This window comes from Parvimonas sp. M20 (assembly GCF_035282425.1).
Classification (GTDB): domain Bacteria; phylum Bacillota; class Clostridia; order Tissierellales; family Peptoniphilaceae; genus Parvimonas.
In genome coordinates this window covers 31259-51886 of sequence record NZ_JAYKBQ010000002.1, presented here as the reverse complement: position 1 = coordinate 51886, position 20628 = coordinate 31259, and the positions used below count along the sequence as shown (strand labels likewise).

The window sequence follows — 20628 nt, the reverse complement described above, 5'->3', positions numbered from 1 at the left end:
ACTATTTTACTTCGTAATCATAATGCACATCATTATTTAATAGACATTTATTATAATCTTTCATAATAGCTCTAGCTTCAAATGACAACCAAAGGATAGCAACCAAGTTCGGCAACACCATTAAAGTATTAAAAATGTCCGCTAGTGACCAAACAATAGCAACTTCTCCTAGAGAACCAGCTATGATACAAATAAGAACTATAGCTCTGTATGGTAAAAGTCCTGCTTTACCAAATAAATATTTGATATTTGATTCTCCAAAATAGTACCAACCTACAATAGTTGTAAATGCAAAGAATGATAAACAAATAGCTAAGAAAATAGCTCCACCTGATCCAAATGCAGATCTGAATGCTTGTTGAGTTAACTGTGCTCCAGCTAAGAATTTTCCATCAGCTCCCTTAACACTATAAGCACCTGTTACTAAAATAGCAAGTGCTGTTGCAGAACATACTAAAACTGTATCAATGAATACACCAATAATAGCTGTTAAACCTTGTTCGGCAGGGTGTTTTACATTTGCAACTGCGTGAGCATGTGGTGTAGAACCCATACCAGCTTCATTAGAGAACAAACCTCTTGCAACCCCTTTTTGAACTGCAACCTTAACTGCTGCTCCTGCAATACCACCCATTGCAGCAGTTCCACTAAATGCACTTTCAAAAATCCATGCAAAAGTAGGCCCTATTTTATTTGCAAACATAAATAGAATAACTATACTCCCTAAGATATAAACTGCTGCCATTACAGGAACTACAAGTTCAGCAAATTTTGCTATTCTGTCAATACCACCAATAAAAATTAAAGCTGCTAAAACAGCAACAATAACACCAATAATAGCTGGATTAATACTTTCAAGTCCTTGAATACCTTTAATACCTGACGCTATTGAGTTTGATTGAACTGCATTACCCATAAATCCTAAAGCTAATACTATTGCAATTGCAAAAAATCCAGCTAAAACCTTAGAAAATACACCAGCCTTTTTAAGACCTTTTGATATGTAATATGCAGGTCCTCCTACAAATTCTCCATCAATTTTAGATCTGTACTTTTGAGCTAAAACTGCTTCTACGAAAATTGTTCCCATTCCAAAGAATGCTGATAACCACATCCAAAAAATCGCTCCAGGTCCCCCTGCAGTAATAGCAGTTGCAACCCCTGCAACATTACCTGTTCCTACTTGTGCAGCTACCGCTGTAGCCAATGCTTGGAATGAAGACATAGAACCCTCTTCTTTAGGTCCTTCTTTCTTTTTGAAAAGTCCTCCAAAAACCAATTTAAAAGCCTTTCCCAGTTTTGTAATTTGAGGGAAACCCAAAATAAATGAAAGGAATAATCCAGCAAATAACAAACCAGTTACTAAAATTTTACCAGCGATAAAATCGTTTATTTTGTTGATAGTATCAACAAGTTCCGAACCGCTTAGTAATACAAAATTAGATAATAAGTTCATATAATACCTCCTATAAAATTTATTAATTGTATTATACTCTTAATTGATATATAAGTCAATATGTTTCGGGAAAACTTTTGAGATTTTATAACCTTTTTACTTACTTAAAAAAGCTCAGTTATTAGCAATTTTTGAACATTTTGCACAAAGCAAATACTTAATAGTATTATTATTTCACAACAAAAAAGGTATATAATTAAATTTATAAAATTATATACCTTTTCCCAACTAAATATTTAAAATTTTTTTATTTGACTTTATCAATATATTTCCCATATCCTTCTTTTTCCATATCCTCTAAAGGAATGAATCTTAAAGAAGCTCCATTAATACAATACCTTTTTCCTCCTTTATCCTTAGGACCATCATCAAAGACATGTCCTAAATGTGAATCTCCACCTTTACTTTTTACTTCAACCCTCTTAAGACCATGACTATCATCTTTTTTGTAATTTATATTTTCATCAATTGGCTTTGTAAAACTTGGCCATCCACAACCTGCATCGTATTTATCTTTTGAAGAAAAAAGAGGTTCTCCTGTTACTACATCAACATATATTCCCTTTTTATCAAATTTATCATATTTACTTGAAAATGGTTTTTCAGTTGCTCCATTTTGAGTAACATTGTATTCCAAGTCGCTCAATTTATTTTTTAATTCTTCTTCACTTGGCTTTTTATATTTTCCATCTCTTCTTTCGAGAGGTTTATCTGCAAGACCTAAGTCAATATGACAATATCCATTTGGATGTTTCTTTAAATAATCTTGGTGATACTCTTCAGCGACAACAAAATTTTTAAGTTTTTCAACTTCTACAGTTATCGGCTTGTCAAAATTCGCTCTCTGTCCGTCAATAAATTTTTCTATAACAGATTTATCATTTTCATCAACATAGTAAACTCCTGTTCTATATTGCCTACCACTATCATTTCCTTGTTTATTAACACTTGTAGGCTCAATTATTCTAAAATAATGTTGTAAAATTTCTTCAAGTGAAATTTTATCCTTATCATAAACTATATGCACAGTTTCTGCATGGTCTGTACTTTTAATTTTTTCATAACTTGTCTCTGAGCCATTTCCATTTGCATATCCAACAGTTGTATCCGCAATGCCCTCTATTTTTGAAAAATATCCTTCAACACCCCAGAAACAACCTCCTGCTAAATAGATTTCTCCTTTGTTTTTAATTGAACTTAAATCAACTTTTGGTTTGTCCATAACTTTCTCTCCTTTTTTTGATTTTACTTTATATGTTACTACAAATCCTATTATAAAAACACATAAAATAAAAGGTATTAAAAATTTTTTCATAAAAATCATCCCCTTCCTGATTTTATAAAAAATATACCCTCCGAAAGATAATAACAATCAAATGTATTAAAAAAATCGTAATTATAAAAAAGGAAGTTGTTTCCAACTTCCATAAATTATTCTGAAATTATTTTTACACTTGCACTTACGCCCAATCTGTCAGCACCTAATTCAATCATTTTTAAAGCTGTAGCCTTATCTCTAATTCCTCCACTAGCTTTCACTTTTGCATTTTCTCCAACAGTTTTTTTCATAAGTGAAACAACATGTTCATTTGCTCCTGAAGTGCTAAATCCTGTTGAAGTTTTTACAAATTCTGCTCCCGCCTTAACACAAAGTTCAGAAACTTTTACAATTTCTTCATCAGTTAAAAGACAAGTTTCTATAATAACTTTTAAAAGTACTTTTCCTCTTGTAGCATCTACAAGTGCCTTTATATCATTATATACAAAGTCTAAATCATTTGATTTTAATGCACCTATATTGATTACCATATCAATTTCATTTGCACCGTTTTTAATTGCATTTTCTGTTTCAAAAACTTTACTTTCAGTTGTCATTGCTCCTAGTGGAAATCCTACAACAGTACAAACTTTAGTATTTGAACCTTTTAAGTTTTCAGCACATCTTTTTACATGACAACCATTTACACAAACAGAGAAAAAGTCATATTTTTTAGCCTCTTCACAAAGTTTGTCTATCATTTCATAAGTAGTATCTGCTTTTAATGCAGTATGATCCATATATCTATTTAATTTCATTATGCTATCTCCAATGCTAATTTCATCATCGTTGTAAAACTGTTTTGTCTTTCTTCAGGAGTTGTAATTTCTTTAAAATGGAATGAATCTGAAACAGTTAAAATTGTAATTGCATTAACTCCGGCATAGTTAGCATTGCAATAAAGTGCATAACTTTCCATATCTACCGCTAGAACACCCATCTGTGCCCATTTTTTCCAATCTTCAGGTGAAGCATTATAGAAAATATCTGAACAGAAAATATTTCCAACATTGATGTCAATATTTTGTTCTTTTGAAGCTTCATAAGTTTTTCTTAAAAGTTCCCAAGAACAATTTGCTGAGTATGTTCCATCTAATTTATATTGATGAGCAAAGTTGGAATCTGTAGATGCAGCCATTCCTACAACTACATCATATAATTTTAATTTGTCGCTATAAGCTCCACAAGAACCGATTCTGATTAAATTCTTAACTCCATAAAAATGGATTAATTCATAAGAGTAAATTCCAATTGATGGAACACCCATTCCACTTCCCATGACTGAAACTTTTTTTCCTTTGTAAGTTCCTGTATAACCTAACATTCCTCTTACATCATTAAATAATGTAACATCTTCTAAAAAATTTTCTGCAATAAACTTAGCTCTTAAAGGATCTCCTGGCATTAAGACAGTTTCTGCAATTTCTCCTTCTATCGCTCTATTATGTGGTGTCATAAAAAACCTCCTTAATTATCTTTTATCTTACATAATATTAACATAAAAACTCTATTTTTTCAAGAATAATAGCCTAAATTCTAAATATCACAAGAGTTTAAATCCAACAATAATTGATGAACAGTCTTTTTAAATACAGGATGAATTTTATCTGGACTTATCTCATTCACAGGCTCTAAAACAAAAGACCTTTTTTGTATTTCAATATGTGGAACTTTTAAATCTTCTTCATCAATTATTAAATCTTCATAGAATAAAATATCTAAGTCAATAATTCTTGGTCCCCATTTGATTATTCTAACTCGTCCCATATCAAGCTCTATTTTCAAAAGAACTTCTAAAAGCTCTCTAGGACTAAGCTTTGTCTCAGCTATACAAACTGCATTTACAAAGTTATCCTGTTCTGTATAACCATAAGGCTCAGTTTCTATATAAGTTGAAACTTTTTCAACTAAAACTCCCCTTTCGTTCATCATCTTAATTGCTAAATCAAGATTTTTCCGACCTTCTCCCATATTACTACCTAAAGCAATCCAAACTTTACTCATAAGTCCTCCTATTTTTTATATGCTCCAAAATTAATATCTTCGCTTTTATCTGCCATTCTAATTGCATCTCCAATTAAAATTGCTGAAAAATGTTTATCAAAATTATGAACTCTTAATATATTTACACCTTTAAAAGATGCAATCGCACTTAAATATGCAGATGCCAAATCTACATTAGAAAGTCCCTCTTCTGTTTTTATATCTGAGTCAATATTATTTTCAGTTAAAATATTTACTACAAATCTCTTTCTGGAAACTCCTAAAAAAGATAAATATCCCATATTATGAATTCTGTCTATTCCCTTAATCAATTCAAGATTTTCTCTTTTTGTAAGAGCAAAACCAATACCGGGGTCTAAACAAATTCTAGACTTTTCTATTCCCTTTGAAATGGCAATATTTATAGTTTTATTAAAACACTCTTCCATCATATCTAAAATATCCAAACTTTGAAAATATTCCAAATCTTTATCTGTCATAAAGGCATTTTTTCCAAACTTTGGAAAAATTTTAGAGCCTTCATGTTCAGGTCTTATAATCACGGGATTAAACATCATAATATATCCGACATTTGAATTTGCAATGACATCAACCATTTTTTCATCGCCTAGTAATCCTGTAATATCATTAATAATATCCGCTCCTGCATCAATTGCTGACTTAGCAACCTCAGATTTCCAAGTATCTACTGAAATTACAACATCCATTTCAGACTTAATTGCCTTGATAATTGGAACAATTCTTTCAATCTCTTCTTCTACGGAAATTAATTTACTTCCAGGTCTTGTGGACTCTCCACCTATATCAATCATATAAGCTCCTTTTGAAACAAGCTCTTTTGCTCTTTTTACAGCTCTATCAATATCAAAGTATTTTCCACCATCTGAAAAAGAATCTGGTGTCACATTCAAAATTGAACATAACTTTGTACTTTCTCCATTTCTGATTGACTTGCTCCCAAACTTAAATTCAATATCACTCATAAAGACCCCCATATAAAATAATTTTTAATTATTATATATTTATTATATTAAATAAAACTTAAAATATCAACATAAAAAATCAGCTAATCGCTTAGCTGATTTTCAATAAAATTTTAAAATTAATTTTTTGCAATTTCTTCAATTAATTTTAGTGTAAAGCCATAAACTCTCTCAGTTGATGAAATTGAAAGATTTTCTTGCGGAGTATGTGCTCCTCTTATGTCAGGCCCAAATGAAATCAATTCAAGATTTGGATATTTTTCATAAATTGCTCCACACTCAAGTCCTGCATGAACTATAATATTTTCAAATTCGTTTCCAGTTAACTCTTTATAAACTTTGTTTGCATATTTTTGTAGTGTTGAATTTTCTTTCTTTTCCCATGAAGGATAACCACCTGAAAATTCATAATTCAAGCCAAATTTTTCTCCGATTTTACTAAAAGATGACTTCATATCTGCTAAAATACTCAATGAAGATGAACGAATAGAGTCGCGGATTATAATTTCATTTTCAGTAGTTTTAACTATTGCAAGATTTGATGAACTTATAATTCCAGTTTCATCTTTAGAATTAACTCCTGTTGGCAATTCTTGTAAAATATCAACTAGAGTATTTTTTAATGCGTTTGTTAAAACTTTTCCATTAAATATTTCTTTTTTATCTATTGTAAGTTGTTCTTCCCCATTGTATTTTTCTGTAAATTTAGAAATTAATTCATCTAATTTTGGCGAATTTTCAATTACAATTTCTCCAACCCTAGGAATTGCATTGTCTTTATTTCCACAGTTTACACTCGAGATTGAAAGTCCGCTCTCTTTTATAAATTCAGCAATTGTTTTAATCATATTTCTTCTATTTTTGCCGATTTCCATTCCTGAATGTCCACCCAAAAATCCGTCAAAATGAAGTTTAACAAGTTCTACTTCCTTATTTTCAAATTTTAATTCTAAATTTGTTTTAAATAAAGTACCACCAGCTGAGCCAAGAGTTAAAATACCTTCTTCTTCAGAATCGATATTAAAAAAGTACTTTCCTTTTAATAGTCCTTTTTCAAGTCCCAAAGCTCCTGCCATTGTAGTTTCTTCAGTAACTGTAATAAGAACTTCAAGTTCAGGATGAACTAGAGTTTCATCTTCCAAAATCGCCATTGCCATTGCAACTGCAATTCCGTCATCTGCTCCAAGTGTAGTGTTATTTGCAAAAAGCAAATCATTTTTAATTACCCATTCAATTTTATCTGTTGCAAAATTATGTTTTGAGCTTGTAGCTTTTTCACAAACCATATCCATATGTCCTTGTAAGATTATTCCAGGTTTATTTTCATATCCCTTAGTTGCAGGCTTTCTTATATAAACATTAAGAATATCATCTTGTTTTGTTTCAAGTCCTAGTTTTTTTCCAAAATCATAAATATAATCCGATACTGCCTTTTCATTGTGTGATTCACGAGGAATATCTGAAAGCTCTCTAAAATAGTGAAAAACTCTTTCCGGTTTTAAATTCATATTATTCTCCTTTTACAATATTTTCTACAATTTTTACAAGTAATTCTGATCCTTTTTCCATATATGAAATAGGAACAAATTCATATCTACCATGGAAATTAAATCCCCCAGCAAAAATATTTGGACAAGGAAGACCCATGAAAGAAAGTCTTGATCCATCAGTGCCTCCTCTAATTGCTTGAATTTTTGGAGTAATTCCAATTTCAACCATTGAATTATAGGCAAGGTCGATTATATCTTTTCTATCTTCCAATTTTTCTCTCATATTGTAATATGAATCTTTAAGTTCCAAAGTGATTGAATTATCATATCTGAAATTTAAAATTTCAACTATTTTTTTCATATATTCTTTTTTATTTTCAAATTTTGCTCTATCAAAATCTCTTATGATAAATTCCATATGAGTATTTTCAGTATCTCCGTTCATTTCCAATAAATGATAGAAACCGTCATATCCTTCAGTATGTTCAGGTCTTTCATTTGCAGGTAACATTGATAAAAGATTATGAGCAACCATAAGTGAATTTCTCATAATATCTTTTGCTGAACCCGGATGAACATTTTTTCCTTTAATATCTACAACTGCACTACAAGCATTGAAACTTTCATATTCAAGTTCTCCAATAGGTCCACCGTCAATTGTATAAGCAAAGTCTGCTCCAAATTTTTTGACATCAAAATGATTAGCTCCACGCCCAATTTCTTCATCGGGAGTAAATCCTATTGAAATATCTCCATGTGGTAAATTATTTGATATAATTTTTTGAATTGCATCCATAATAATTGCAATACCTGACTTGTCATCAGCCCCCAATAAAGTATTTCCATCAGTTGTTATAAGTCTTTCTCCTACAACTTCATTTAAACAAGGGAATTCTTTTACAGACATTGTAAATTCATCATTTAACTTAATATCTCCTCCTTTGTAATCAACAAATTGAGGATTTACGTTTGCTCCGGTAAGTTCTGTTGCAGTATCCATATGTGCAATAAAACCAACTTTTTTAAGATTCTTTTCTACATTTGATTTCAAATGAGCATAAACATAACCCTTTTCATCAATATGAGCATTTTCAATTCCCATTTCTTTTAATTGCTTTACAAGTAAATTTCCCAAGTTCTTTTGTTTCTCTGTTGAAGGAACGGTTTCAGACTTAGGATTTGATTGAGTGTCCATTTTTGCATATTCCACAAAACGATCTACTATATTCATAACTACCTCCAAATATTTTATTTCATATTTATTTTACCACAATTTTAAAATTAAAAAAAGATAGCAATTATCTTCTGCTATCTTTTCATCTGGTTATATCTTTTTATATTTTCTTCTGTTAAAAACTCAAAAGCTGAATTAATTTCTTGAAATTTCTCAGTTGTATCCCTATCTCTATTCAAATCAGGATGATATTTTTTAGCAAGTTTTCTATATTGTAACTTAACCTGATAAAAATCTATATCATAAGAATTAAACTCCAAAACCCTACAAGCATTTTCAAATTTATTTTTAAAATCGCTATATGGATCATAACTTGCATCGGTATTTTGATAATATCCTTGATTTCCTTGATAACCACTATAGAACCCACCATTATTTGAAAAAAATTCATTAAAAGAATTAAATCGTCTTTCCCATTCTTCTTGCTCTCTTCTTTGTCTTTCTTCTCTTTCTCTTTGACGCTCTTCTTCTTGAACCCTTTCATATTTTCTTTTATAATCTTTAAAAGATGAATATCCCTTGTTGTTCCCTAATAAAAAATTTCCATAATCATTTAGATATTCACATAGTGAATAATTAATATATCTTAAAAAAGAAATAAATTTCTTTCCTAAAAACGGAACTATGAAAAAAACAAATATTATTAGCCAAAAAACCGGATTGGAAAGTAAAAATATCAGTAGCAAAGGAAGCAAAAACGAACCTAAAGTTAAAAAAGCTATTCCAATTAATACCAAAAATATGGAGATACTACTTAGCAAATTTACAATATATGATAAGCCAGTTACTATTGCCCCTAAAATTTTATCTAAAACTTTAGAAAGTCCTAAAATAAATTTCCCAAAAAGTTTTTTCACACTATTCTCCAAATTCTTCCTTTAAAATTTCATAAAGTGCTTGTGCTTCTTCCTTTGTAAGAGTTATTCCCTTAGACATTCTCTCATGACTTGGATTCCAATCTCTTATATCGTATTTTGGTTCTCTCTCATTCCAACTCACTAAATTTAATTCTTTCCTCCAACCTTTTTCATTTTCGGATAGAATTCCTAATTCCTCTGTAATTTCAAATTTTAATTCCATTTTCTCCTCCTAATTTAACATTCCATTTTTATTTGTAGGCAAAGACGCTATAAATCCATCCATTAAACCATTTTTTATTTTTATTAAAACCTCAATTGAATGATTTATATCTGCCTTTCTATGCTCAACTTTTTTCAATAACTTTTGCATTCTCTCAACCTTTTTTTCATCAAGAGTACCTTTGCATGATTCTCCAAGAGTTTTTACTTCTCTTTGCAAAAATTCCAAATTCTTTTCTAAAGTTCGAATATTTTCTGAATATTCATCAATATTAAAATCTACTGGATTTTTTATCAATCTTTCTTCTTCAATAGTTTTAAAAATTTTATTCATTGTTCTTTTGCTGTCATCAGCTTTAGCCTTTAGCGTCTTTTTCCAAAGCTCTTTATCCCAATTTTTACTATTTGTCTGTGGAGAAATTTCCTTTGCAATCGCTTTAAAGACATCATCACAAGTGCTATTTTCTTCAGTATCAAGTTCATCAAATAATCCTACAAAATTTTTAACTTCATTTGAATTAAATTTTTTGCTGTTTTTATTCTCTGAATCTATGATTGTATAAACTTGACTTACATCTACAAAATTATCTGCAAATTCAAGAGTTTTTAAAATTTCCCCTGCCCTAAATAGATTCATAACATCTCTTTCAAGAGACTTTTGAATTTTCATAAGACTTTCAATATTCTTTTTATATAAAAGTTTAAACTTTTCATCATCTTCTAAAACTAAGTCGTTTCTAATTGAAATAATTTCCTCTTTTAGAAGTAATAACTCCGCTAAATTTTCTCTTAAATCATCATATTGATTATATAAATTTTCATTAATCATAAAACATCACCTTCCATATAAGTAGAAAATTTGCTTTTATCAAAATTTAATACTAATTTTTCTTTCTTTAACCTATTCATCTTTTTTATCTTAATTTCTCTTTTGAGTGCTTCTGATTTCGTTTCAAAAATTTCAAAATAAACGAGTTTTACAGGAGTTCTTCCTCTTGTATATTTTGCACCACAGCCTGAATTATGTTTTTCAAATCTGGCTTTTAAATCAGTCGTATAGCCAGTATAAAAACTTCCGTCCTTACACTCCAACATATAAACAAAAGTCATCATAATATTTCCTTTAAAACATCATTTATAACGTCAAATCCAAAACCACGATAAGCCAAATAATTTATAATTTTTTGCCTTTTCTTGAAATTATCCTCTTCATTTGACAATAGGTTCAACTTTTTTATACCCATTTTAAGAGCATTATCAAATTCTTCATCGTATTCAAACTCATCCAAAAAATCTTCAAAAATATTTTTAGAAATTCCCTTTTGAATTAATAAAGATTTGATTTTATTTTTTCCATAGCCATTTAATTTTTTCTTATCTTCAATAAATATTTCACAATAGACTCTGTCGTTTAAATATTCCTCTTTTTCTAAAATATCCAAAACTTTGTCTATAACATCTTCTGCAAAGTCATTTTCTTTAAGTTTTAATCTTACTTCATACTTAGTTTTCAACTTTCCTGAAATATAATTTATTGCTCTCGACTTTGCTCTTTCAATATCTGAAAAATACTTCATTTCTAAAATTTCATTTTCTGAAAAATCCATATCAACTGAAACTTTATACTTTTCAAAAATATTGTAATTCAAAAGAAGCTTTGTTTCATCCTCAAAAATTACTTCAAAAACTTCTTTAGACTTACTATAATTTATTTTTATAACTTGCATTATCTAAATAATCCTATAATTGTTGGCAATATTCCTACTAGCATCATCAAAGCTAATATAAGTGCAACAATTCTAGTTGCTGTTTCTCTTTTCATAAAATCACCTGCTTTTTTTAACTAACTCACATAAATACTGATTTATAAATTCATCAATATTCCCATTTATAACAGATTCCACATTTCCAGTTTCATAACCTGTCCTATGATCTTTGACAAGTGTATAAGGTTGAAATACATAAGATCTTATCTGTGAACCCCAAGCTATTTGAGAATATTTCCCTTGAATATCTTCTATTTTTTCTCTATTTTCTTCTTGTTTTATAATTAAGAGTTTTGCAATAAGCTGTCTCATCGCTGTATCTCTATTAAATATTTGACTTCTTTCGGATTGACAACAAACAGTTACTCCTGTTGGAATATGAGTTATTCTGACTGCTGAATCCGTTTTATTGACATGTTGTCCTCCGGCACCACCAGATCTATAAGTATCAATCCTTAAATCTTTAGGATTTATTTTAATATCAGTAATTTCTTCAATTTCTGGAAAAACATCTACACTTGCAAAACTTGTATGCCTCTTATTTGACGAATCATATGGAGAAATTCTAACAAGTCTATGAACTCCTTTTTCCCCTTTTAAAAATCCATAGGCGTTTTTGCCGTCAACTTTTAAAGTAACAGACTTAATTCCACCTTCAGTATCAGAATTGTAATCTAAAATTGAAAATGAAAAACCCTTACTGTTAATCCATCTTGTATAAAGACGTTGTAACATTTCAGTCCAATCTTGAGCGTCTGTACCACCGGCTCCGGCATGAATTTCTAAAATGGCATTATTTGAGTCATATTCTCCAACCATCAAAGTATTTAACTTCAATGATAAATATTCTTTTTCAATATTGTGAATATTTTTTAATGCTTCTCTTTCATACTCCATAAATTCTTCGTCAGATAAAATTTCTAAAAATTCTATTGAGTCTACAATCTTCTGGCTTAGACAAGTAAAAGTTTCAATCTTAAATTTCAAATTTTTCATATTATCCAAAATTGACTTTGCATTTTTAGAATCATTCCAAAAATCTTCTTTGAAACTTTGAGCCTCAAGACTCCTATACTCATCCTCTAACTTAGAAATGTCAAAGTGAATCACCAATTTCTAACAAATTTTGTTGCAGTTTTTTTAGTCTTTCAATAACCGTACTTAAATTTTCCATCTCTCCCCCAACGACAACAATAAAATACAATCTTTTTTATTTTAAAATAGAGTCAATTACATTCAATAATGAAAATATAATTACAGTTAATTTTATACTATTAAAATATTTTCGTCAAGTCCAATAAAAAAGGTAGTGTGTCAAGATACAAAATTTTTACACTACCTTTCATATTAAATTCAACCCATATGTTCAATTTTTTCTCTTTGCAAATACTTCACCATTTGTAACCCAACTCTTGCCATTATCAAAAGATGTTTTGCTTTCCCAATGAAATGTGTCGAGAGTAATATTTGAAAATATCCATTGATTAAGACTCTCTGTTTTCTCTTTATTCACTAGTACAATTTTATCATCTATTTTTTCTGCTTCCAAACAAACCATCTTTCCTAAACAGGAATAGCAAATATCCCATTTTTTCTTTTTTGGATTATATATTCTTATAGTTGTACCATATTCAGCATCCGGTTGTGGAGTTGCAACTCTTTCTACTCTTGACGGACAAATGAAAACATCTTGAATTCCTTGACCGTTCAATATCTCTGAAAACAACCATTCTCCTATTACATGCCTTTCTTTTTCAGTTCCTTTTCCATCAACCCATTCAATTTCCCATTCTCCAATTAGAGGAGAAAATATATTTTTGCTTTCTGATTTTTCTCCAATCAATGCTTCAAAAAAATTATTCATATATAGCCACAAACCTCCCAAATAAATATTCATAAAAGATATAACATAATTTAATAACTATATTATAGCATATTTTCATTGTTTATGAATTATCAATAAAAAAATTAGGAAATACCTTTAAAAATTTACTCCCTAATCCTAATTACTAAATCTTTTCATTCTATTTCACTATTTTTACTTTTAAACTTCTTAAATATGATTTTTCTTCTTCAGTAATTCTTCTGCTTTCTATTGCCTTTTGAATGGCTTTATTATGAGTCCAATCATCAAGTTTTTTATTTTCTATAAACTTTATAGCATACTCTTGTTGTTTTGTTAGGGCAGTTGCAAAATACCAAGCAATCATCATATTTACATAATATTCTTCAGAACTAACTTTTGAAACAATTTCCAAATGTTCTTCTTTAAAATTTTCATCCAAATAATTTGAAAGTAAAAGACCTATTCCGTATCTTATAACATAAGTTTTTTCATCTTTTATCCAATCTAAAATATATTTGTATGTTTCATTTGGAAATTTTTTAAAAACTTTTGGCGAAAATGTATCACAAGTTGCCCAATTGTCAATGAAGGGAATAAATTTTTCTGTATATTCCATCGCTAAATCAAAATCTTTTATTTGTTCAATCAAGAAACCATGAAGATTATTTTCTTCATAATATTTATGTGGAAGATTATTTAAAAACTGAAAGCTTCGTTTTTCATCTTCTTTAAATAATTTTTTTGCATAATTTCTTAAATCAGGTGTTCTAACTCCGATTATTAAGTCTTTATCTACTGTGGGAATGAGTTTTGCATTAAAATTTTTATATTCAATATCTTGTAAAGAAAATAAATCTTCTAATATTTTATCCATATAATCCCCCTGATTATCTTATTTTTAATTCTTCAAATAATTCTTCATCAGATTTATAAGTTTCATGCAATGGTGAAGACATAGCATTTTCAGATTTATAACCCATAAATAATAGCATTACTATTTGATTTTGTTCAGGAATATCAAATTTTTCCTTTACAATATCAGAATTAAAAGCTCCAATAAATACTGAGCCCAATCCCAAGTCTTCTGCTTCAAGAACCATTTGCGTTGCAACAATTGTAGCATCTACAACTCCACTTGGAATTCCAGTATAACTATTATACCAACATTGATCCAAATTGTATGTTATAACAAACATAAGTTGAGAATTATATTCACAAGGGGATGACTCATTTAAAAGTTTTAACTTTTCATCTTCAGTACAATAGTAAATTTTTATTGGTTGGTTATTTTTTGCTGTCGGTGCAATTTTCCCAGCCTCTAAAATTTTTAAAATCTTTTCTTTTTCAACCTTTTTACTAGAAAATTCCCTTACAGAATATCTCTTTTTTGCCAATTCTAAGAAATTCATAATTACCTCCTTTAAAGATTAGCAACTTTGAAAAGTTTCCCATCTATTTCAACTTTTCTTAGTCTTTTTTCAAAATCAATTCTTTTAATCCAAACTTCCCTTTCACAACCTAGACATTTCAATTTAATTTCAATTCCTGTCCTTAAAATCTCCCATCTATTTGTTCCACAGGGATGTTCTTTTTTTAGCACTACAATATCCGATACTTTATATTTATACAATTTTATCACCCTTTTCAAGTTTCAAAAATTCAATATTTTTTTCTTTAAATTTTTTATACAATTCTTCTCTTAATTTTTTTTCATTTTGCCATTGTGTTGACTGTTTACTCCAAAGAGCAACAGCTATTTTTATATAATAACTTCCCATTTCTGTAACTCCGAAAAATACCGGATCTTTGATTACACTTTTATATTTTTCTGAAAATTCGGTTGAAAAATCGCTTATAATTTTCTTAACTTTTTCAACATCCACATCAATTGGAAAACAAAAAGTAACAACAGATCTTTGATTGTTTTTACTAAAGTTTGTAACAGTTGTTATACTTCCATTTGAAATTGTATTTACACTTCCGTCATAACCTTGTATCTGTGTATTTCGCATATTTATAGCCATAATATTACCGGAGATTCCATTAATAATAACATCATCCCCAATATTATATTGGTCGTCTAACAGAATAAAAACTCCACTGAACAAGTCCTTTACAATACTTTGAACTCCAAAGGCAATAATAATACCACCAACTCCAGCAGTTGCTATTAAAGATAAAGTATTTACATCAAAAATGCTTAAAATTATAACTATGACTATAAAATAAATTATATATTTCAAAACACTTGATGATATAGAAACTATCGAGTTTACCTTTTTAGAGTTTCTAAAATCATTTGATTTATATGTTTTAACTAAATTTGTCAAAGCTTTTGTAAAAATATAAATTATAATTTTAGCAACCAAGAAAACTATTATAGATAAAATTACTTTTATAATTAGGCTTCTAATAGACTCCGAATAAATAAAATTTTCAAAAAATTTATTCATTAATATTTATCTCCGTTACAACATTTCCTCTATCTTGTGTCTTTTCAAAAAGCCAAAGGTAATCAACATTTTTACCCGCTTCTTTTAGTGATTTTACTGTTTCAAGTTCACTTGGATCAAGTAAAATTGCAAGACCACAAGAACGACTCACTTCCCTTGGCGTTGGAATTGTTTTAAATTTCTTTTCCAAATTTTTTAGTTCCTTTTCTAATTGCATTGTATGATTAACTGAATTAAAAGTCAATAATAAATATTTTTCGTCCAAAAAAATCCCCCCTATTTTATTTTTTTGTATTTATCTTTTTGAATCAAATAAACTGAATCTTCACTTTGAATAGAATCTGCTATTTCACCTGAAAATTCTTTAGTTTTAAAAGTGGATTTATCAATCAATACATACCCATTTTTTTTGACTAACAGAATATCTTTACTTAAGATATAAGATTTCACATAGTCATTACCAATATCAACAGTTTTTTCCAATTTTAAATCCTTAGCATTAAAAACTTTTAAGTCTTCAGAAAATAAATAAATTTTTCCAGAATGATAAATAACATTTTTTAAATTTTTCATATAATATTGATTTTTTATGATGTTTTTTTCAAACAAATATAATTTTTCATTTGTTGCAACAAAAAGTTTGTCATCTGAATCATTTACAAAGCCAAATTCTATTATAAATTCATTAAAAAATGTAAAATCGCAAACAGTTGACTTATCTTTTAAATTCAAAATATGAAATCTTGATTTAATAGTATTTTCAGACTTTACATAATCTGTATAAACAAAATTATTTTTACTTTTTGAAAACTTTACATATCCAGGATTTTGAACATCTTCATTTGAATATATTTCTGTCAAATTCTCATCGAAAATTTTAAAACTCGCATTATTGATTAAAATAATTTTATTATTTTCAATAATAAAATCCTGAGTTTCTTTTTCTAATGAAACTCTTTTAATTTCATCAAAATTCTTGCTATACATAATTATTTCATTAGGCATAAGTGAATAGATAACATCATTAGAAACTCTGATTTTCCCATTGTTTTCAATCTCTTTTTCTAATTTTAGTTTTCCATTTTTATTATATCTTGAAAATTTATTATTATTAAAAACAAACATTTCATCTTTAATAAATTCAATTTTAGTATAAGGTTTTGAAAAATCATAAGGCACTTCTTTATTAGAATTGCTCGAAAAGTTATGACTTAAAAATATAATCAATATAATTACTGCAATAGCCGAAATTCCTATTGCAATTCTATTTTTATATTTTGAAATTATTTCCATACTTTCTCCTAAAGACCTAATTTATCTTGCTTTCTTCTAAGTTTAGTTATAATATGCTCCTCATCTAATTCCACCATATCAAGAGTGATAAGCTCATCTTTTTTAACATCTACTTTTAACTTAGTTTTTTTAGTAATCATGGCAATTGGCAAAAGATTTTTTCTTTTTTGATATGCGTGGCTAGTTATTTTTCCAAAAACGGATTTACCACCAATTCCCTCTAAGATTTCTCCTGCTTTCAAATCTCTTTTTGCAACTGTAATGGTATCTGAAACTTGCCCACAAGCTGGAACAATAGTTGATTCTTTTTCAACAATTGCATTATATATTGTGATTGGTGTTTCCAAACTTGTTAAATGATAAGGTCTGTAAATTGCATAATTCGGTCCATCCCCCATTTTTAAATATTTCATTAAATCGTGAACCTCATCACTATCACTTGTTACGATAGCATAAACTCCTGGTGCAACTCCAAAAGCAAAATCTACAGTCTTATAATTATTTAAAATTCCCCCTTGTTCTTTAAGAGAGAAAATTTTCGCTAAATCAGCAGGTGTAGCATTTGGACCATGACAACCAATGACATCAGGGATAAATCCCAAGGCATTTGCAGTACTTGTAAGTTCAATCATGGTATTAGTTCCATCAATAAAACCTGCAAGCATTTTTGGATAGAGTCCTTTTGAAATTGCTTCCTCTCTAACATCATCCTCTGTTATATAATGATTAAGCGGATTATTTTTCCCTTTTCCAACAGCAAGAAGTTTAAAACCTGCACCTAAAGCAAAATCAGCAAGTTCCATTATTGCTCCAGGTTCATCTCCTGCAGAGCCAGTATAGATTACATTTTTCTTTTTAGCTAAATTAAATAAATATGGCCCAATAACTGCATCACATTCAACATTTAACATAATTGTATGTTTTCTATTTTCAATTGCCTCCATTGCTAAGATTGCTCCAAAAGGAGGATTTCCTGTTGCATCAACAACTCCTTTAATATCTTGTAATTTGCAAGCAATAGTATAATCATCAGAAACGACATACATTCCATTCTTTATAGAATTTTCAATTATCCTTATATTATCACTTGTAGTAATATCTGACTTTCTAACACCGGATGAAATAAGAGCTTCCATAGCTTTTTCAGGTTTTTCATCTATTACAACAGAACTTGTAAGACCTTTAATTCTGGAAAGTTGATTAACAAGTCCCTTTCCCATTTTTCCGGCTCCAATAAGAGCAAACTTAACTTCTCTATTTGCATTATATAAATTATTAAGCTTGTTTTTCATTCTAAACATAAAGTCCTCCAAAATTTATTATTAATTATATTATTCTTATTTTACTACAACATATAAATTTTATCAAATTTTTTTATATGAAAATTACTCTTTACTATATGTAAATTTTAGTGTAAAATTATAGTAGTAAAATTTCATTTAAAATAAAAAATTATAGTTAAATTAAATTTATAAATAAAATTATTCAAGACTTTAAATTTTGAATAATTTTTAGAGTAAAATAGATAGGGGATTTTTATGAAGTATTTTAGAAAAACTCTTGCCATTGATTTTGGAACATCAAAGGTAGTAACTTTCGTAGAAAATAAAGGTATCGTAGTTAATGAACCATCAGTCGTTACTATGGATACATATAAAAATAAAATTTTAAATTATGGAGAAACCGCAAAAAAATTATTAGGACGTATTCCGGGAAATGTAGTTGCAAAAAGACCTGTTGTTGGAGGAAATATTGTAGATTTTAATGCAACAGAAGCTATTATAAAAAGAGCTATAAAAAAATCTGTTGGAAATAATTTTTTCAGACCGAATGTTTTAGTTTGTATTGCGAGTGAATTGACACAAGTACAAAAAAGAGCTATAACTCAAGCAGTAAAACTTGCTGGTGCAAACAATGTTGTTCTCTTAGAACAAACAATAACTGCTGCCATTGGTTGTGGTGTAAATGTAAACGATCCATCAGGTACTATGGTTGTAGATATTGGAGCTGGAAAGACAGATATTTCTGTAATTTCAAATGGAGAAATAATTATTGCCAAAAGTATGAGTGTCGGTGGAAATACAATTGATCAAGCAATTGCAGATTTCATTCGTACGAGATATAATATGTTGATTGGAGAAAATACAGCAGAAATTATTAAATTATCAGTTGCAAGAGCATATCCAACAAATGAAGGCTCAATGTATGAAATTAAAGGAAGAAATGTTATGAATGGTCTTCCAATGCATATTTTTGTAAATGATTCAGATATTTCTCATGCAATTGGAATGACTTTAAATAAAATTTTAAATGCAATAACTGAAACTTTGGAGAAAACTCCACCAGAATTAATCGCCGATATTTCTGAAAAGGGATTAATTCTAACTGGAGGTTCGTCATTAATTCCTGGATTTGTTGAATTAATAACAGATAGAACACATTTAGAGGTTTTAAATCCAGAAAACCCTGAATTAATGGTAATAAAAGGAGCAGGAAAATTTTTGAAAAATGTTGATTTTTCAAATGATGAAATAGAATATTTAGACGAATTAAAGCGCCATGTTTTAGAACAAAAAGAACAATTAAGAAAGAGATAAAAAGAGATAATATGCAAAGATATAATGATTTAAGTTCTTATCTAAAGGAAAAATTCGGTTCAAAACTTTTAAAACTCTCCATTGATGGAGGGTTTTCTTGTCCAAATAGACAAAACGGAAAAAGTGGTTGTAAATTTTGCTCCGAAAGTGGAAGTGGAGAATTTACAACTAAAAGAAAGTCAATTACCGAACAATTAAATGCTCAAATAGATTTTTTAAAAGAAAAAGATAAAAACAATGGTTATATAGCCTACTTCCAAAGCTATACAAATACATTTTTGCCTATAGAAGAACTTAGGAAAATGTACTATGAGGCAATAAATTTCCCAAATGTAAAAGTGCTATCTATTGCTACAAGAGCAGACTGTTTCAATGAAAAAATTTATAATTTGCTTGCAGAACTGAATGAAAAAATTGAAGTATGGATTGAACTTGGATTACAAAGCTCAAATGAAAATACAAGAAATAATATGAATATCAGTTACAGTACAGAAACTTTTGAAAATTGTGTAAAAAAATTAAAAGAATTAAATATAAAAACTATCTTTCATATAATTTTTGGCCTTCCAAATGAAACAGAAATAGATTATAAAAATACTATTGATTATGTAAATACTCAAAAACCTTGGGGTATTAAAATTCACAGTCTTTATATTCAGAACGATTGTGAACTATATGAGGAATACTTAAAAAATAATTTCAAAGTCATAACTTGGGATGCATATATAAATGCTTTAATTATGGCAATTGAAAATTTAGACAAGAACATAATTATTCATAGACTCACAGGAGATGGTGACAAAGAAAAACTTGTTGCTCCCCTTTGGTCAAAAGATAAAATTAAAACAATTGGAGAAATTAGTAAAATTCTAAAACAAAAAAATTCATATCAAGGAATAAATTTAAAGTAAGTTATGTTTAACTAAACATAACTTATTTTAGTTAAATAACAAGTTTCCCAAGTGACCTCGTGAAGAAAAGAATTGCGTAATAATTCAGTTCACATTTTGAATATCAAAATTTTAATTATACTTTTAACTTAATTGTAAATAATTAATGCCTTTATTTACAATTATTATATTTTATTATATAATAAACATAACGATTAT

At 28.6% G+C, this 20628-nt stretch carries 24 protein-coding genes; 2 read left to right on the top strand and 22 right to left on the bottom strand.

The annotated features are described in order from the left end of the window. Position 1: 1 nt before the first annotated feature. The 22 genes from VJI93_RS01240 to VJI93_RS01135 form a co-directional block, all read right to left on the bottom strand. Positions 2-1456 (bottom strand): alanine/glycine:cation symporter family protein, encoded by a 1455-nt coding sequence (locus tag VJI93_RS01240; RefSeq protein WP_323998845.1) that lies wholly within the window; start codon positions 1454-1456, stop codon positions 2-4. A 247-nt stretch (positions 1457-1703) separates the two neighbouring features. Next, entirely contained in the window at positions 1704-2771 is a 1068-nt protein-coding gene (gene msrB / locus VJI93_RS01235) for a peptide-methionine (R)-S-oxide reductase MsrB (protein WP_323998846.1), read from the bottom strand. A gap of 116 nt (positions 2772-2887) precedes the next feature. Further along, positions 2888-3532, bottom strand: coding sequence for a deoxyribose-phosphate aldolase (deoC, locus tag VJI93_RS01230; RefSeq protein WP_323998848.1), 645 nt, complete (start codon positions 3530-3532; stop codon positions 2888-2890). Next, on the bottom strand, positions 3532-4230 hold the full coding sequence (deoD, locus tag VJI93_RS01225) for a purine-nucleoside phosphorylase (protein ID WP_009448231.1): 699 nt from the start codon (positions 4228-4230) through the stop codon (positions 3532-3534). Before deoD ends, deoC begins: the two co-directional genes overlap by 1 nt. An 80-nt stretch (positions 4231-4310) precedes the next feature. Beyond that, the gene (folK, locus tag VJI93_RS01220; RefSeq protein WP_041954420.1) at positions 4311-4778 is read right to left on the bottom strand and encodes a 2-amino-4-hydroxy-6-hydroxymethyldihydropteridine diphosphokinase; all 468 of its coding nucleotides are present in this window, start codon (positions 4776-4778) and stop codon (positions 4311-4313) included. A gap of 8 nt (positions 4779-4786) precedes the next feature. Continuing rightward, positions 4787-5761 (bottom strand): dihydropteroate synthase, encoded by a 975-nt coding sequence (gene folP / locus VJI93_RS01215; RefSeq protein ID WP_323998850.1) that lies wholly within the window; start codon positions 5759-5761, stop codon positions 4787-4789. A gap of 119 nt (positions 5762-5880) precedes the next feature. Continuing rightward, positions 5881-7269, bottom strand: a complete 1389-nt coding sequence (gene pepD / locus VJI93_RS01210) for a beta-Ala-His dipeptidase (protein WP_323998851.1) — start codon at positions 7267-7269, stop codon at positions 5881-5883. A gap of 1 nt (position 7270) precedes the next feature. After that, positions 7271-8482, bottom strand: a complete 1212-nt coding sequence (gene pepT / locus VJI93_RS01205) for a peptidase T (RefSeq protein ID WP_323998852.1) — start codon at positions 8480-8482, stop codon at positions 7271-7273. 77 nt (positions 8483-8559) lie between these two features. Beyond that, the gene (locus tag VJI93_RS01200; RefSeq protein ID WP_323998853.1) at positions 8560-9342 is read right to left on the bottom strand and encodes a J domain-containing protein; all 783 of its coding nucleotides are present in this window, start codon (positions 9340-9342) and stop codon (positions 8560-8562) included. A gap of 1 nt (position 9343) precedes the next feature. Continuing rightward, the gene (locus tag VJI93_RS01195; protein WP_004832987.1) at positions 9344-9565 is read right to left on the bottom strand and encodes a YdbC family protein; all 222 of its coding nucleotides are present in this window, start codon (positions 9563-9565) and stop codon (positions 9344-9346) included. A 9-nt stretch (positions 9566-9574) separates the two neighbouring features. Next, positions 9575-10393, bottom strand: a complete 819-nt coding sequence (locus VJI93_RS01190) for a hypothetical protein (protein ID WP_323998854.1) — start codon at positions 10391-10393, stop codon at positions 9575-9577. Next, on the bottom strand, positions 10390-10659 hold the full coding sequence (locus tag VJI93_RS01185) for a GIY-YIG nuclease family protein (RefSeq protein WP_442953991.1): 270 nt from the start codon (positions 10657-10659) through the stop codon (positions 10390-10392). The genes VJI93_RS01190 and VJI93_RS01185 overlap by 4 nt, the downstream gene beginning before the upstream one ends. Positions 10660-10673: 14 nt before the next feature. Further along, positions 10674-11291: a regulatory protein RecX gene (locus VJI93_RS01180; protein WP_323998856.1), complete on the bottom strand. Its 618-nt coding sequence runs from the start codon at positions 11289-11291 to the stop codon at positions 10674-10676. Between the two features lie 99 nt (positions 11292-11390). Beyond that, positions 11391-12504, bottom strand: a protein-coding gene (gene prfB, locus VJI93_RS01175; RefSeq protein ID WP_323998857.1) for a peptide chain release factor 2 whose coding sequence is annotated in 2 segments (ribosomal slippage) — positions 11391-12428 and positions 12430-12504 — 1113 coding nt in all. Because the reading frame shifts where the segments join, the coding sequence is not laid out codon by codon here. A 192-nt stretch (positions 12505-12696) separates the two neighbouring features. Further along, complete coding sequence (locus tag VJI93_RS01170) at positions 12697-13194, bottom strand: hypothetical protein (RefSeq protein WP_323998858.1); 498 nt, start codon at positions 13192-13194, stop codon at positions 12697-12699. A gap of 160 nt (positions 13195-13354) precedes the next feature. Further along, positions 13355-14050, bottom strand: a complete 696-nt coding sequence (locus tag VJI93_RS01165; protein ID WP_323998859.1) for a DNA alkylation repair protein — start codon at positions 14048-14050, stop codon at positions 13355-13357. Positions 14051-14063: 13 nt separating this feature from the next. Further along, on the bottom strand, positions 14064-14585 hold the full coding sequence (locus VJI93_RS01160; RefSeq protein ID WP_323998860.1) for a nitroreductase family protein: 522 nt from the start codon (positions 14583-14585) through the stop codon (positions 14064-14066). An 11-nt stretch (positions 14586-14596) separates the two neighbouring features. Next, a complete protein-coding gene (locus tag VJI93_RS01155; protein WP_269754373.1) occupies positions 14597-14806 on the bottom strand; it encodes a DUF951 domain-containing protein in 210 nt (69 codons plus the stop codon). After that, the gene (locus VJI93_RS01150) at positions 14799-15629 is read right to left on the bottom strand and encodes a mechanosensitive ion channel family protein (RefSeq protein ID WP_323998861.1); all 831 of its coding nucleotides are present in this window, start codon (positions 15627-15629) and stop codon (positions 14799-14801) included. Before VJI93_RS01150 ends, VJI93_RS01155 begins: the two co-directional genes overlap by 8 nt. Continuing rightward, positions 15622-15894: a DUF3343 domain-containing protein gene (locus VJI93_RS01145; protein ID WP_323998862.1), complete on the bottom strand. Its 273-nt coding sequence runs from the start codon at positions 15892-15894 to the stop codon at positions 15622-15624. The genes VJI93_RS01150 and VJI93_RS01145 overlap by 8 nt, the downstream gene beginning before the upstream one ends. A gap of 11 nt (positions 15895-15905) precedes the next feature. After that, positions 15906-16922 carry a hypothetical protein gene (locus tag VJI93_RS01140; RefSeq protein WP_323998863.1) on the bottom strand — a complete coding sequence of 339 codons (1017 nt, stop codon included), beginning with the start codon at positions 16920-16922 and terminating at the stop codon, positions 15906-15908. A gap of 8 nt (positions 16923-16930) precedes the next feature. After that, positions 16931-18223: an NAD(P)H-dependent oxidoreductase gene (locus VJI93_RS01135; protein WP_323998864.1), complete on the bottom strand. Its 1293-nt coding sequence runs from the start codon at positions 18221-18223 to the stop codon at positions 16931-16933. Between the two features lie 237 nt (positions 18224-18460). On the opposite strand from VJI93_RS01135, the gene VJI93_RS01130 reads away from it, so the two are divergent. Continuing rightward, the gene (locus VJI93_RS01130; RefSeq protein WP_323998865.1) at positions 18461-19519 is read left to right on the top strand and encodes a rod shape-determining protein; all 1059 of its coding nucleotides are present in this window, start codon (positions 18461-18463) and stop codon (positions 19517-19519) included. Between the two features lie 11 nt (positions 19520-19530). Next, positions 19531-20430 carry a TIGR01212 family radical SAM protein gene (locus VJI93_RS01125; RefSeq protein WP_323998866.1) on the top strand — a complete coding sequence of 300 codons (900 nt, stop codon included), beginning with the start codon at positions 19531-19533 and terminating at the stop codon, positions 20428-20430. Positions 20431-20628 lie beyond the last annotated feature (198 nt).